The sequence below is a fragment of the Okeania hirsuta genome (assembly GCF_003838195.1).
Classification (GTDB): Bacteria; Cyanobacteriota; Cyanobacteriia; order Cyanobacteriales; family Microcoleaceae; genus Okeania; species Okeania hirsuta.
In genome coordinates, this window is the sequence record NZ_RCBY01000065.1 from 18584 (window position 1) to 34292 (window position 15709).

Sequence of the window (15709 nt, forward strand, 5' to 3'; positions counted from 1 at the left end):
TTACCTGTTGCCTGTTGCCTGTTGCCTGTTGCCTAAAAGCAACCATGTTTTTTACGCAACTCAAATGAAATTACTATATATGTATGAAAATCAAGAATGGCTCGGTTTAATGATTGGAAATACCCGGTTACACTGGGGGTATTTTGTGGGTGCAATACTTCAGAAAACCTGGGATATAGACCGGATTCACAAATGGGAAATTGAGGAAAATATTAATGTGGAAATAGTAGTCAGAAAACTACTAAAAAATACATTAGAAACTCAGAATATAAAGTTAAATCATCAGATGCCTTTATTAATAGCATCAGTAGTTCCTCAACAAACAGTACTTTGGGAAACTTATCCTTGGTCTGATATGATTACTTTAGAAAAACTCCCACTACAAGGACTTTATCCTACTTTGGGAATAGATAGAGCTTTAGCAGTTTTGGGTGCAGGCACAAAGTTAGGTTGGCCTGTGCTAGTCATAGATGCTGGTACTGCAATTACTTTTACTGGTGCTGATGTCCAAAAAAAAATAGTGGGGGGGTCTATTTTACCAGGGTTAAGGTTGCAATTATCATCTTTGATAGCAGGAACAGCTATGTTACCTTTGGTCGATATACCGATAGAGTTACCTCCACGGTGGGCAAAAGAAACAGCAACAGCCATTCAAAGTGGGATAATATATACAGTATTAGCAGGTATAAAAGATTATATCGTCGCCTGGCGAGAAGAATTTCCTGAAGGACAAATAGTGCTGACAGGAGGCGATCGCATCTTATTATTAACTCATTTGACAAAACTTTTTCCTGAGTTAGGTGCAACTATCATTGATGCACCGGAAGTAATTTTTTGGGGTATAGCAAAAATTTGGCATCAAATATACTAACTTAAGATCTGAATAAGATCTGAAAATGTGGCGTTGCTGAAGAGCGTGTATGATATTAATCTTAATTACTTAGGAGTCAACCCACCCCTAACCTCTTCCAGGAGGGGAAGTTACCGAGTCAGGAGGGAACAAAGAAGAAGAAACAGGAGTAGAAGGAGAAAGTTTTTTGCTCGCCCTCTTATCCGGAGATGATATCTATCATACCTCAAATCAGCAACGCCGAAAATGTAAAAATAAATATAAGTAATTTGCTGAATAATACTATGTCTGAATAATTAAGTATAATAAAAATGTTCTATTGAAGCGATGTTGAAGGAATATCCCAAATTTCTGCTCCGTTTCCAGTGTTCGACCTTGAACTTACACCTACGACTTACCACCTAAGAAATTTATTATAACTAATTATTCAGACATAATATAACAGCTTATTGTAAAATAATTTATCAGGTAATATTGCCCTTACTTTCTCAATAGCAGGAGAATATTTTAGTCCACTTATCAAATCAAAGGAATAAACAAAAGATGACAAGTTCGGAAACCCTTGATTCTCAGTTAAACATCAAAGCCGATAATTATAAATCTCCACCATCGATCCCTGGTATCTTATCATTTTTGAGAATACTTGAATATCTATCTTTTGCAACTACTATTGGCTCAGGAATTAGTGTTTATTTCTTTCGAGAGCTGATTCAATTGCCGATAGTTTTAGTAGTTTCTATTGCTCTGTTTATTTTTTTGTATCTCCTAAATCGGCAATTACAAATCAACTACACTAAAACAATCAAGGATTCTGATTTACTAAAAAAAGCAACCTTATACGGTAATGTTTTACAACTAGAAAATTCTCCAGAAAATATTCAGATAACTCAAGAAGTAGAAAAAGCTTTACGTTATACTCAAGAGTTAATAGACGATTACAAAAAGACCAGGCAAAAAGCTAGAAATATCTACTATATTTTGCAGTTAGGCACAATAGTTTTTTCGGGAGTTACCCCCATTTTAGTCCTTGTTGATAAATTAGAAACTGGTCAGGCTTGGTTAAAATGGTTACCTGTAATTTGTCCAGCGATCGCTTCTATAGTTGCTAGTGTTGTAACTTCATTTCCTTTCCAAGAAAATTGGATTTCTGCTAATCGAGTTGTGGAACTCTTAGAAGCAGAACAGGAGAAATTTATCTTAGGTGCAAATGTATCTTATAGAATTTATGATGTAGAAGATACAACTGAACGTGGCAAAAAAGCTAGAAATTCTATAGCTAATTTTATTACCAAGGTAAATACTATTCATCTCAAACAAGTAGCAGGACAGGAATCACCACAACAAGAAGATAAAAAGGAAGAAAAAAACAACTTATCTGCTGAACAACCAAAATCCTTGTCAAAGAATACCTGAAAAATATAGTTTTGAGAATTAAGGGAGGAAACAAAAACCTCCCTGAAAAATAGCAACTAAATTTATATTAATGAATATGTTATTAAATAGACCTTCTATATTTACCAGTTTAACTATTTGTTTATTAATGTCAGTCAGCGCTTGTGCAAATAATCCCTCAAGTAAAGAGCTAGAAAAAGTTTTTGCAGCAGACCCCAAGTTAAAAAATAACCCTCCTTTTAACCAATTAATTCAAATCCCTACTCAAAACACCCAGCAACCCGAACAACCAACACAAATTCCGGCTGATTTTCCCTCAGAAATCTCTCCATATCCCAACTCCCAATTAATTGAAAAATCCGAACAAGAGCAAAAAACAGTTTGGAGTAGTTCAGACCCTACTAACGTAGTCCAAAATTTCTATCAAAAAGAATTTCGAGACAAAAATTGGGAAATTATTAGCGAACCTACCGAAGAGGGTAGTGGATCTCTGGTGGCAGAAAAAAATGATTTGCAGGTAGAGGTATCCCTCAAACCTAGCCAAACTCCAGGAATAGCAACAGAATATGAGATAGACTATCAATCCAAGAATGAAGAAACTGCCAATATACCCTCGCCTCCACCCGTCCCAGTTTCTCCATCAACTATCCAGCTAGAAACTCAGCCATCTCCCAATTTCACAGCATCACCCCAAGCATTACCTATTCCTGAGCCATCTCCAACTGCATCATTACCGACACCTTTGCCCACTCCTGGAGTAGCCGCGTTACCGACTCCTACAACATTTCCTCCCAATAGCATCCCTCCAGTGCCGCTCCCCACTTCTACAGAGTCCCCTGTCTTAAAAAAAGCTCTCAGAGATGTGCCTTCAGGATTACGTCAATATGTCGCAGATTTGTCCAAACTGGGAGTATTTCAGCAGCCACAACCCCAAAATCAAGATAATCCAGATACTACTACTCTTTTAGTCGATCCTCAGAATATTGTCACTAGGCGGGAATATGTTCGGTGGTTGGTAAATACTAATAATAAGATTTTTACTAATAATTCTGCTAAACAAATCCGATTAGCACTGCTCAATGAAACACCAATTTTTGAAGATGTCCCGAAAACTGACCCAGACTTTGCGGTAATTCAAGGTTTGGCAGAAGCTGGTTTAATTCCTAGTCCTTTGTCTGGAGATACTAATGTAGTTAAATTTCGTCCAAATGATTTTTTAACCCGTGAGGATTTGATTCTTTGGAAAGTACCTCTAGATTTTCGCAAGGCATTGCCAGAGGCAACAATAGAAAAAGTTAAAGAAGCTTGGGATTTTCAAGATGCTTCTAGGATTGACCCTGCTGCTTTGAGAGCTGTATTGGCAGATGCTCAGAATGATTTTTCTAATATTAGGCGGGTTTTTGGTTATACGAAATTATTTAGGCCAGATAAAACAGTGAGTCGGGCTGAAGCTGCTGCTGTTTTATGGTATTTTGGAGATGCAAAAGAAGGGATATCGGCTCAGATGGCTTTACCACAAAGCCACAATCTTCAGTAGTCAAGATGGCCAAAGGGTTGAGCGAAAAATTTTTTTTTCGTACCCCTTGACATTTATTTAGGAATTCGCTACTCTAGTAAGAGTGAAAAGAAACAAACAAGCCCCCATCGTCTAGAGGCCTAGGACACCTCCCTTTCACGGAGGCGACAGGGATTCGAATTCCCTTGGGGGTATAATAAATTAAGGATAGCAGAAATATTAATTCTGTTATTTTTTGTTTTTTTGGGGAAAATAGTCATAGTCAAGGTCAATATCAGGCGAAGAAGGAAGAAGAAGAAATCTGGCGTTCCCTGAGTTTTAAACTTTTGATATATCCTAACCTTTCCTTAGATTGCTATATCAGTTAGCGTTTTCTATCAGAAGCTATCAGTACCTCCTGCAATAGGGAGGCAAGAAGATGTATAATTTTCTTCTTTATCCCCTTATACCCCACATTCCGCACGACAAACATACTACAGTACCTTTTTCCACGAAGATGGTGGAACACAGATTCTAATATTAAGAATTATAGTCAATAGTTAATGTAGTATGTATTTATACTTAAACCTTGCTCGTAATGCCTATCATGTAAAAATCTGAGCAATAAATACCTGACACTACAAGCTAGACCTGCGGAATGTCGGTTATACCAAATTCAAAAAAGGTAGTTACATCTTAACTGGAGTTTAGACTAATTACAGCGGGCCGAACACTTGCCGAGGGAGAAGAGTGAGATAGTTGAACCTAGGCTGAAACTATTTCTGTATCAGCATTGCAACAACTTTTAAGTTAATTATCCAGAGCTTTTGCTATGGGTTAATTGTCCCATGGCAAGACTTTTTGAAGAGTTTGAATAACCTACTCCTCACCCAAACTCCCTCAAAAATACAAATCATAAAAAGCATCGAGAAAATTCACATCCCTGATATTACCCAAGGGTAGTGAGTTCCAAGTCTTCATTGCTTCTGGGTAGATTATTTGAAGATTCCAAAATTTAGTCTAAACTCCAGTCTTAATCTATATTTTTGGCCTTAAATAGAAAATTTTCTCACTTTTATAATTCAAATAATCACTTATTAAACAGTAAGGACTCGTGTAAAAATAACCATTACAGTTTTTTTGATGGAAGCTGTATTTCACAATTTATCCCAGATAAAATTTGTACAACTTATTCTTACATGGCTCCTAAGTTAAATTGATAGTAATTAAAAAATAAGTTATCATCTTCAATTAACTAAAAAAAATATGACATTTTGTCATAGATAAATATTATATAAAAGTAGTTGTAATGTCTGAAATGTAGTGCTATTATCTCCTCGTTAATTTACTGAAATTTAGGCATTAATAATATGATATTCAAAAACTTGAAAGCTATAGGAATTGGTTGTTGTGCGACTTTAGCTATACTATTTGTTGGTAATGAGCAAGCTAAGGCAGCAACAATTACTTATGATTCTGAAATATATGATAATTCCAATCCCAACACTTGTACTTCTCCATTGAGTGCGGGTAAATGTTTCATGGAAAATGGATTTAATGTAGCAGCATTTTCAGCACAGGAAATAGGCAGTCCATCAGCTTATTTTAGTGATACTTCACATTTTCATGCTCGCCAGAATTATGAAGCTCAACATTTTACTAATGAATTCGGACTTTTAGGTTCATTTATCACTTTAAAAAATGGTGGCATCTTCTCTTTAAAAAGTTTAGATTATCAATTGCGGAAGAATGAAAATGCAATTACTGGTTATACAACAGATGATACTAAAATCTTAATTTCCACAACATTTGACCCAACAATGCAAGTTGCCGGTCAATTTACAGAATATTCCATTGGTAACGATATATCCTTGCCTTTTGAAACTCTATCAATAGATGGTTTTGAAAATATTACTCAAATTTATATTGCTAGTTCTGGTGATGTAAATTTTGATAATATAATGTTAACTCCTGTTCCCGAACCTACTTCAATATTAGGTTTATTAGCTTTCGCGGCATTCGGCGCTACTTCTATGTTTAAGCACCAAGATAATTGAAGAAGTTTGTAGGTTGTAGGTTGTAGGTTCAATCTTAAATTGGAGTTGATATAAAATCCGGTATCATCGGCATTATTAAGTATTAAAGAATGGTTTTCCGACCGTTTCCCCCTACTAACGATGCTGGTAGTAAAGGAAATTATATCATTCCAGTTAAACATTAATCTCTCTTTACTCTTTCCTCTTCCCTGCTGTCCAGAATAGGTTTTGTGCCTCATTAAGTTGGAAATTGCTGTAATATGATACCTCAATAAACTTGTCTTCACCGCAGATGAGGTGTAGGGTTTTCAACAAGAGTTGTTCCACAATAGTGCTATGGAAAAATCTACTTCCTAATACTTAAAATTAAAAACGCCAGGGCAGGTTAGCGACGATAATATTAATGATTAGATGGTCTATTTTTTTGCGATCGAATAATCCAGAAACTAATGGATAGAGCAATAATAGCAAATCCTAATCCGATTAAATCTTCTCCTGTTTTTTTATCAAGATCAAAGATAATAATTTTCCTAGCTACAGCAATTAAAGAAGTAGCAATTACTAACTCTACTTGAAAGACGTGCTTGCGGAGATAAGCTGTAACATTTTCTAAAATTTCTAGGGCAATTAAAATATTTAAAAATAGTCCAAATATTTCAAATAATGTATCTTTAAACAAAGGATAAGATGTAAAAAAAAGTTGTTTAGAGATAACAACTATTACGTCAAAGACAGCAAAAATAATTACAGCTATCAATGCTAAAGATAGAATTTTAGATACTATGACCTCTATACTTTCAACTAATCCTAGAAAAATATCATCTTTTTCAGGAAGAAAAATATTCTTGAGAGTTTTAAGGAAATTCTTCATTTTTATATTTAGTTATACTATTTGAATCAATATTCTACTCTCTATTCCCTATGCCTGATAATTACAGTTTTGTAACATTCTTTAATCTAATTGGTATTAGGGACTTGAGTTCGGATTCGGAAACTGAGAGAATGTTATTTTTTGTTTTTAACTTTTTGAGTGTGCAACAGTCTATTTTCCTTCTGTTGTTTCAATGTCATTAACATTGTTTTGACTAGCAGCAATAATCAAAGAACTTACTCCAACAAAAGCTATTATTCCCACCAAGGTAGCGATTGATAAATTTTTGATTAAAGGAGATAATTCGGAGGTATTAGGTACTCCTGAATCTTGTTCTGGTAAACGATCGGAATTGGATAGCATATTTTAACTCTAGATTTTAGTTTTGCCTAATTAGAATAAGATTATATCAAGTTGGTAATTAGTTATAGCAATCTTATTTGAGTTGTGAGATATTGTAGATTTTTAGGGAACAGGGAACAGGGAACAGGGAACAGGGAATGGGAAACACAGAAGCAATAAAATTCTCACATCTGATATCAAATCCGTTTAATTGGACATAAAAAAATTCTTCAACCGTCATAACTACGCTCATCTTTGTGATTCTCTCTCCTCCTGACTCGGTCTTTCTGACTCCTGACTCCTCCTTATATCATGTCCGGTAGCATCGGTATTGTATAGCAAAGGTAGGCAACAGGCAACAGGCAACAGGCAACAGGCAACAGGCAACAAGCAGGAAGGCAATTGAGCAAGAAAAAAACTTAAATTTCCTGTAGATATCCACGCTAACTTTTACACAAACGATACCAACGGACATGATATTATATCATGTGCCACCTCCGGGGGAGCTACGAATTGCGGACGGGTCAGTTATAAATAAAATTTAAAGACTGACAGTACCGACAGTACCAAAGAAATACTGAAATTATCTTTACTTTCCTCCAATATTTCCTCTTTTCCTCCTGACTCCTCACAACAGTTATTTATAAGTATTCAACCGTTAGCGTAGCTCCCCCGGAGGGGGAACATGATATTACTTAACTAATCTATAACTGTTTAACCGGATTTGATATGATTTCTGATTGCTATACATAGCAGTCGAAGGAAAGGGTACGGACAGATCAAAAGCTTAAAACTCAGACAATGCCAGATTACTCCTTCTTTCTTCTGCTATAAAAAAATCGGCATTGCTGAGGGGCGGTATGAATATAAGTGGGGTGGGTATCCTGCCGAGGAGTGAAAATATCAGGAACGGGAAAATATCAGGAACGGGAAAATATCAGGAACAGGCAAGATGCCCATTCTACAAAACTATTAAAATCCCAAGCGCATTTATGCAACGCCAAAAAACCATATCTTCCTCTCCTAGAAAAATTGAGCTACTATAGCACTACGGATTTAGGTTAGGACACTACTAAACCCTAAAACTTAGTCCGAGATTACTTTTGTACGGGTGAACGGCCTAAAGCTTGCGCATAACTATCGTTAACGCCCCTACTGACTTTTGACTTCTAACTTGCGCGTAGCGCTATATCGCCACTTTCGCTATCCCCTATTCCGTAGTTTTGAGAGTAATGGGTAAAGAGATAGAAACTGCAGTACCTTGATTTTTTCCAGCACTTTCTAGAGTAATATTACCTCCCATCAATTCCATCAAACTACGAGAAATTGATAATCCCAAACCACAACCACTATATGCACGAGTAGTCGAACCATCTACCATTGCAAAAGATTGAAATAGTTTATACTGTTCGCTTGGTTCTACCCCAATTCCTGTATCTTTAATAGTTACTACAACAATGGGTACTTGATCTATATCATAAGTATTAATACTTGGTTTAATCTGAACATCAATAGTAATACTACCAGTTTCAGTAAATTTAATTGCATTATCAAGAATATTTAAGAATACTTGCTTTAGCTTTTTGGGGTCAGCTTCTACAAATATGGATTTAGAGAGATTAGATTTATAGAGTTGCAGATTTTTTTGTTGAATTATAGATTGCTGAGAATCAATTATTTCATTTAAACAATCATACAAATTTACTAAATTTTTATTGACCGGAAGTTTGCCTTCCTTAATTTGCACCAAATCTAAAAGTTCATTAATTAAATTCAGTAAATGAATAGCAGATTTATCAGCTTGATGTAATAATTCAGTTTCTTCTTCTTGGCTATCACAAAAGCCATCAAGGATTAATTTTATAGAACAAATAATACTATTAAGTGGAGTCCTCAGTTCATGGGAAATATTTTTCATAAATTCATCCTTGAACTGGTCTGCCTCTTGTAAAGCTGTATTTTTGTTCTCTAATTCAACAAATGATTTTTTTAACTGTTCCGTCATTTGATTAAATCCTTGAGCTAATATTGCTAGTTCTTCAATGGGGACTTCTTTTACTCTTTGTTCCCATTTTCCAATAGATATAGAAGTTGCTGCTTGCTTTAAATTTTTGACTGGTTTAATAATCAATTCACAACTGAATAAACCAAAAATAATTGCTATTATTAATGCGATGAAACATAGAGCAATAGTAATTCGAGTATTGCCATGAATACGTTCTGTAAAATCTGCTTCGGGAATTACTACCAAAATCAACCAATCTAAACCATATTGATCGTTAAAAGGTACGACTTGTAAAAATTGTTGTTGACCATCAATATCAAAGTTAAGTAATAAATTACTTTGGATTTGATTGAGATCCTCAAACCTGTCTTTCAGGTGTTTACTTGCAGAATTAACTAAAAGATCGTTACTGTTGGAAGCATCTATTAATTTTAAATCCCCATTGTCTTGAATAAAAGGTTCAGAAGTGGCGGAACTAGCGATTAATTGTCCATAACGATTTAAAATGAAAGCTTCCCCAGATTTACTAATCTTCAACCGTTTGAGAAAGTCATGCAGTTCAGAGAAGGTGAGAGTAGCAGTGACCAAGGCGATCGCATTATCATCATTATCAATTACTGGTTGAGTCGCCATAATTTCTACTCTTTGATCAATGAGCGATCTAAACATCTCACCCCAACCTGCTTTACCTGTAGCGATACCATCTTGATACCATGGTCGTATATGGGGGTCGTACTCCGGAACTACTTTTGTGAGATTAGTCCGCACCCCTTGAGCGTTGGTAGCATATTCCTGAAGTTCTCCTTTTGTCGATTCGTCTGTAATGATGATATTAAATCTATTATTATCTTGGCGACTGACTGCGATCATTGTTCCTGATGTAGATGTAATACCAATGACACCAATGGAATCAAAAGACTGAATTTGTTGCCATAAATGACGCTCCACATCATTAATTTCTTGAATATTAAGTTGATTAAGACGAATAGCATTTACATTTAGTTGATTAACCAAATGGGGAGTCTCTAAAAAAATATTCAGTTTCTGCTGAATACGAGCTGTAATTTCGTTTTGTAACTGATTAGCTAGGTCGTTGATAGCGCGCTTACCATTGGTAAATGAAAGATATCCCACTAATCCTACTGTTGCTATAATTTGCAGCACAAATGGGACAATGACTACGACTCGTAGGGGGAGTTTTGGTGGGGATTGATAAAACAGAGGGTTTAATGGTAACTTTGGCATGGTAGCGATCGCTAATTTTTTCCTACTTACATTTCAATTATACAGATATAATTTGCTCAAGTTTTTGATTATTTTTGATTCCAGATTGTAATTCCTTGCCAGTTCGTAGGTGTGCCCTCTGATAAAAAATTATTCACTCGTTGTAAATAAATTTCTGTGACTTTATCATTTGGATTTACTGTTAATACTTTTTGGAAATATTTCTTTGCCATGGTAAATTCTTGTTGTTGATAATGTAAAACTCCTTGAGCAAAATTTGACTTAACCTGTCTTTTTAAGTTTAGCAAAGATTCGGTTTCTCCATCCATAACTTCATAAATTTTAATGGGATGATTCCGCCCTTTCACCTGGACTCGATCTAAAAATCTAATTTGATATTGATTTGCATCTACTAAATTATTAAATACTGCTTCACTAATAATGATAGAAACGCCATAAAATTTTGTTAATCCTTCTAAACGAGCAGCTAAGTTTACATTATCTGAAAAAGCATCACCTTGGATTCTTGCTTGTTCTCCCACCATACCTACCATCATTTGTCCAAAGTGAATGCCGATGCCAATTGAAATAGGTTTATAACTCTGATTTTTCCTAATAATATTGTATTCTACAACTTCTTTTATTTTGGCAATACCTGCCTTGACAGCATCATCTGCTCCATTAGGAAATACAGCCATCATTCCATCTCCTAAATATTTTACTATAAATCCATAATTATCTCTAACTTTTGGACTGACACGCCCTAAATATGAATTAACAAAGTTAAAGTTTTCTTGGGGTGTCATTGTTTCTGAAAGAGCGGTAAAAGACCGAATATCAGAAAACATTACTGCCATTTCTTTACTTACATGATTGCCTAATTCTACATCAATTATAGAGTCTTTTTTGAGGAATTTCATAAACTCGTCAGGCACAAAACGACTATAAGAACTGTTGATTTGAGATAGTCTAAAATGAGTTTTAAGTCTGGCAATTAGTTCATTTTTAGAAATAGGTTTAGTCAGATAATCATTAGCACCTACATTCAATCCTTCTACTAAATCGTAAACTTGATTTTTAGCAGTCAACATCAGAATTGGTAACTCACTAGGTAAGAAATTTTGTCGCAATTTTTGTGTAACTTCATAGCCAGTCATTTTTGGCATCATTACATCTAATAAAATTAGATCTGGCTGACAACCTTGTTCAATTATTTTCAAAGCTTCTATACCATTCATTGCTTGAACTATGGCATAATTTTGGAGGGATAAAATATTGACGAGTACCTGTAAGTTTACTGGTTCATCATCGACAATCATAATTTGAAATCTTTGGACGGTTTCTAGTGGTTTGATTGTATTATTTTTTGACTCTTCTTGAATAAGAATCTCTTCTTCTTTTTGTTCAGTTATAGCTATATTATTAGCATCTGTAAATCTTGATATATTGGAATTGTTACTAATAGCAATTTCTGTAGATATTGGCAGAGTAAAAGTAAATTGAGAACCTATTTCAATTTGAGATTTCACCCAAATTTTTCCTCCGTGCAATTCCACCAGTTTTTTAGTAACTGCTAAACCTAAACCAGTACCTCCATATTGACGAGCTGTGGAACCATCATCTTGTTCAAATGATTCAAATATTCTGTATAGTTTATCTTCTGCAATACCAATACCAGTATCAGAAATAGTAATTGCTAATTGTTGGTTTTTGAGAATTGGATGCTGACTATTGAACTGGGAATTTTCTTGTTGATTAATAATCTCTACCGATATCTCTACTTTCCCAGTATCTGTAAATTTAATCCCATTACCAATCAGGTTATATAAAATTTGATGCAGGCGATTTTCATCAGCATAAACTGGAGGTAAATCAACAGGAATAGAATTAACTAATTCTAAAGTTTTAGTACCTATTAAAGATTGACAAAGAGTAACAACTACTTCTGTTATTTCTCTGATTCCTACAGGTTTTAACTGCAACTCCAGATTTTGATGTTTCAGTTTAGCAAAATCAAGAATATCATTGACTAAATCTGTAAGTCGATGACCACTTTGAGCAATCATTAATAAATTTTTTTGCTGTATTTCCGATAATTCTCCTGTTGCTCCATCTAACATTGATTCAGCAATTCCAATCATTCCATTCAGAGGAGTACGAAGTTCGTGAGAAGTATTTGCTAAAAATTCATCTTTAAGTTTATCTAATCTTTGTAAGTCATCATTTTTCGCTTGTAGAGTAGTAAATGATTCTTGTAATTGTACAGCCATTGTATTAAATGAATGGGCTAATTATCCTAGTTCATCAGAGTGTTTAATATCTACTTTTTGTTGCCAATTTCCTTGAGTAAAATCCCTAGCTGCTTTATTTAAGCTGATAATTGGTTGAATCACCCATCTAGAAGTTAAAATTCCACCAAGTATTGCTAATCCTAAAGCTGCTAACCATAATAAAATTGTATTGCGTCTTTGAATATTAATTTCTTCCATAAAATCTGCTTCTGGAACTACTACTACAATAATCCAGTCAATACCTAAACCATATTTTACAGGTTTGATTTCTAGGAAGTGACGTTGATTATTAAACTTAAAACTTAGCTGTTGACTTTGATTGATTTTAGTCAGGCCAAAGAAGGTTTTCTGTAAGTATTGAGCTGAAGCTTGAATTACAGGTACATTGCTTTCTAAAGCTGGCAGTCGTTGTAAATTTTGTTCATTACCTGGAGTCATAAATAGCTCTTCTGAAATGGATGTAGCCACTATTAATCCAGAACGTTCGACAATAAATACTTTTCCGGATTTACCTATCTTTAGCTTAGTTAAAAATTGACTGATTTTATCAAGAGTTAAATCTACACTAAGTACACCTTTACGAATACCTTTTTCATCATAATAAGGTAATCCATTAGAAATGCCAAAATTATCTCCATCTATCCAAGGATAAATTTTAGTCCAGGTAGGATTTCCCGCTTCGATAACAGCTTGATACCAAGGTCTATTCCTCGGATCGTATGGAAAACTTTCAATTCGTGGTTGGATAATATTTCCCTGTCGATCAAGAGTATATTGTTCTAGATTTCCTGCTGTTAAATAATCGCTAATTCCTAATTGTAAACTTTGATCCTCTAATCTAATTAACCATACTACTTCTCCTTCGGTAGAGCCAAAACTAATACTACTAATATTTGGAAATAGTTGCATTTGTTTAAATAAATATTGTTGCCAATCCCAGAGTTTTTCTGCATCTAAATTATTGATACGAATAGCATCTCTATTAACTTGATTAATTAAAGGAGGAATTTTTAGATAGCTTTCTAAATGTTCATCAACACGGGTTGTCACTCCATTGAGTAACTGACTAGCAACATTATTGACCGCCTTTTGTCCATTGCGTAACGAGAGCCATCCGGTCAAACCTACAGCAAACATAATTTGCAGCACAATAGGTAATACAAAAACTTTACGTAGAGAAGCTTTTCGATATTTATTCTTATTTGAACTATCTAAATATTGAGTAGGCATAAGTAAATTAATTATGGTATTACTATGATTTTTAAATTGTCGAAAAAAAATTAAAATACTATACTTACCATAGCAAATTTTAAATTAATTTGATACATTTATGGATGATTTAATTGAATTGCCTTTAATCATTTTGAAGAAGGAAGAACCAAGAAGCAAGAAGCAAGAATAAAAAAGTAGATGGGGTGGGTTTGTAGACAGGAAGTGGCAGGTCGTTAACTATGCCCAACCAATTGTAGACACCGCAAGTGACGGTGGGGTATTAAACCCATAAAGAAAAAGATAAATATGAATTTATAACTCTAGTTATAGCTTCTTCCATTTTCCATCTTCCCTATTCCTTAAAGTTTAATATTTATCTTGAATTTCAGTATGATTCGCTTCCAGCAAGTAAGTACAGTGTTGAGAGATTTAATCAAGTTAAAAAATTAAATATCAAGGTTGTTTATGCCCCTAAAACTAATCATGGAATTTAATTTTTGACTTTTGGCTTGGTAAATGGGTATGATGAAATTATTAGTTGTTGGTAAAAAAGAGGAAAAATGCGAATACTGATTATGGGTGGGACTCGATTTATTGGAGTCTATTTAACTAAAATTCTAGTTGAACAAGGACATGAAGTGGTACTATTTAACCGTGGTAATAAACCAAGTCCAGTTCCAGAAGTTAAAGAAATTCATGGCGATCGCACGGATGCTACTCAACTCAAAGAAAAATTAGCGCCAGAAAAATTTGATGCTATTTTTGACAATAACGGACGAAAATTAACTGATACAAAACCTTTAGCTGAAATCTTCAAAGACCAGGTACAACATTTCATTTATATGAGTTCTGCGGGGGTTTATTTAAAGTCTGACCAAATGCCTCATATTGAGGGAGATGCTGTAGATCCAAAAAGCCGTCATTTAGGAAAATATGAAACAGAAACAGAATTAACAAATCAAGGTTTACCCTGGACTTCAATTCGTCCTACTTATATTTATGGACCACAAAACTATAACGATCTAGAAGCATGGTTTTTTGACAGAATTGTACGCGATCGCCCGATTCCTATTCCGGGAAATGGACTCCACATTACTCAATTAGGTCATGTCAAAGATTTGGCAATGGCAATGGCAAATGTATTAGGAAATAATCAAGCAATTGGTCAAATTTATAATGTTTCTGGAGAGCGTTATGTCACTTTTGATGGTTTAGCTCGCGCTTGTGCTGAAGCTGCTGGAAAATCTCCTGATTCTATTAAGTTAGTACATTACGACCCGAAGCAATTTGACTTTGGAAAAAAGAAAGCTTTTCCATTACGAGTTCAACATTTTTTTGCCAGTGTAAATAAGGTGATGCGGGAATTAAATTGGCAGCCAAAGTTTGATTTAGTTTCTGGGTTAAAAGATTCATTTGAAAATGATTTTATCGCCTCCGGTCGTGACAAAGTAGAGGTAGATTTTTCAGTTGATGATGAAATTTTGAAGGTGTAATATCATGTCCGGTTGAATAGTTATAAATAACAAGGTAGGAGTCAAGAGTCAGGAGAGAAGAGGGGAAAAAGAAAGTATAAAAAGGAAAAAGTTTTTTTATCACTAATTATCCGGACATAATATAATGTCAAATTTGGTAGTATCGGTATAAAAAAGTATAGAAACCGGGTTTATTAAATGCCCCACCATACTAACATCTACTTCCCATAAACCCGGTTTCTTATAATACTCTAAGCGCAAGTAGATTTTGATATAAGTTTGAGGTAGTCAGCAGTGGGAGATTTGTAGTAACAAAACAATTTTGTACGTTAAGACTAAAATTTTTACTCGGAAAGTATCTGAGAAATAAGATTTTGGATGTATAGTGCTACGTGCAAGTCAGAAATTAGAATTGAGAAGTTATCCATGACAACTGATAACTGAAATGACTGAGTTATATCATGTCCGGTAGCATCGGTCTTGTATAGCAAAGGTAAGGAAGAAGGAAGAAGGAAGAAG

The 15709-nt window shown here is 34.6% G+C and carries 10 protein-coding genes and 1 tRNA gene; 6 read left to right on the forward strand and 5 right to left on the reverse strand.

The window, feature by feature from the left end:
- Positions 1–64: 64 nt before the first annotated feature.
- The 5 genes from D5R40_RS13160 (at position 65) to D5R40_RS13180 (ending at position 5794) form a co-directional block, all read left to right on the forward strand.
- On the forward strand, positions 65–871 hold the full coding sequence (locus tag D5R40_RS13160) for a pantothenate kinase (RefSeq protein ID WP_240039120.1): 807 nt from the start codon (positions 65–67) through the stop codon (positions 869–871).
- A gap of 522 nt (positions 872–1393) precedes the next feature.
- Complete coding sequence (locus D5R40_RS13165; protein WP_124146551.1) at positions 1394–2263, forward strand: DUF4231 domain-containing protein; 870 nt, start codon at positions 1394–1396, stop codon at positions 2261–2263.
- Between the two features lie 76 nt (positions 2264–2339).
- Positions 2340–3779, forward strand: a complete 1440-nt coding sequence (locus D5R40_RS13170) for an S-layer homology domain-containing protein (RefSeq protein ID WP_124146564.1) — start codon at positions 2340–2342, stop codon at positions 3777–3779.
- A gap of 100 nt (positions 3780–3879) precedes the next feature.
- Positions 3880–3952: transfer RNA gene (locus D5R40_RS13175), tRNA-Glu, on the forward strand.
- Between the two features lie 1155 nt (positions 3953–5107).
- Positions 5108–5794, forward strand: a complete 687-nt coding sequence (locus D5R40_RS13180) for a PEP-CTERM sorting domain-containing protein (RefSeq protein ID WP_124146550.1) — start codon at positions 5108–5110, stop codon at positions 5792–5794.
- Between the two features lie 379 nt (positions 5795–6173).
- Here the strand turns inward: D5R40_RS13180 and D5R40_RS13185 are convergent, their stop codons facing one another.
- From D5R40_RS13185 to D5R40_RS37740, 5 genes are all read right to left on the reverse strand, one after another.
- Complete coding sequence (locus D5R40_RS13185; RefSeq protein WP_124146549.1) at positions 6174–6644, reverse strand: phosphate-starvation-inducible PsiE family protein; 471 nt, start codon at positions 6642–6644, stop codon at positions 6174–6176.
- Between the two features lie 171 nt (positions 6645–6815).
- Positions 6816–7007, reverse strand: coding sequence for a hypothetical protein (locus D5R40_RS13190; RefSeq protein WP_124146548.1), 192 nt, complete (start codon positions 7005–7007; stop codon positions 6816–6818).
- Between the two features lie 1189 nt (positions 7008–8196).
- Positions 8197–10236 carry a sensor histidine kinase gene (locus D5R40_RS13195; RefSeq protein WP_124146547.1) on the reverse strand — a complete coding sequence of 680 codons (2040 nt, stop codon included), beginning with the start codon at positions 10234–10236 and terminating at the stop codon, positions 8197–8199.
- Positions 10237–10304: 68 nt separating this feature from the next.
- A complete protein-coding gene (locus D5R40_RS37735; protein WP_205127648.1) occupies positions 10305–12485 on the reverse strand; it encodes a response regulator in 2181 nt (726 codons plus the stop codon).
- A gap of 21 nt (positions 12486–12506) precedes the next feature.
- Positions 12507–13736, reverse strand: a complete 1230-nt coding sequence (locus D5R40_RS37740; protein ID WP_124146545.1) for a HAMP domain-containing protein — start codon at positions 13734–13736, stop codon at positions 12507–12509.
- A 542-nt stretch (positions 13737–14278) separates the two neighbouring features.
- On the opposite strand from D5R40_RS37740, the gene D5R40_RS13205 reads away from it, so the two are divergent.
- Positions 14279–15211 (forward strand): NAD-dependent epimerase/dehydratase family protein, encoded by a 933-nt coding sequence (locus tag D5R40_RS13205; protein ID WP_124146544.1) that lies wholly within the window; start codon positions 14279–14281, stop codon positions 15209–15211.
- Positions 15212–15709 lie beyond the last annotated feature (498 nt).

Coding starts and splice junctions, on each gene's coding strand:
- D5R40_RS13160 (WP_240039120.1), top strand. CDS start 65: ATGAAATTACTATATATGTATGAAAATCAAGAATGGCTCGGTTTAATG.
- D5R40_RS13165 (WP_124146551.1), top strand. CDS start 1,394: ATGACAAGTTCGGAAACCCTTGATTCTCAGTTAAACATCAAAGCCGAT.
- D5R40_RS13170 (WP_124146564.1), top strand. CDS start 2,340: ATGTTATTAAATAGACCTTCTATATTTACCAGTTTAACTATTTGTTTA.
- D5R40_RS13180 (WP_124146550.1), top strand. CDS start 5,108: ATGATATTCAAAAACTTGAAAGCTATAGGAATTGGTTGTTGTGCGACT.
- D5R40_RS13185 (WP_124146549.1), bottom strand. CDS start 6,644: ATGAAGAATTTCCTTAAAACTCTCAAGAATATTTTTCTTCCTGAAAAA.
- D5R40_RS13190 (WP_124146548.1), bottom strand. CDS start 7,007: ATGCTATCCAATTCCGATCGTTTACCAGAACAAGATTCAGGAGTACCT.
- D5R40_RS13195 (WP_124146547.1), bottom strand. CDS start 10,236: ATGCCAAAGTTACCATTAAACCCTCTGTTTTATCAATCCCCACCAAAA.
- D5R40_RS37735 (WP_205127648.1), bottom strand. CDS start 12,485: ATGGCTGTACAATTACAAGAATCATTTACTACTCTACAAGCGAAAAAT.
- D5R40_RS37740 (WP_124146545.1), bottom strand. CDS start 13,736: ATGCCTACTCAATATTTAGATAGTTCAAATAAGAATAAATATCGAAAA.
- D5R40_RS13205 (WP_124146544.1), top strand. CDS start 14,279: ATGCGAATACTGATTATGGGTGGGACTCGATTTATTGGAGTCTATTTA.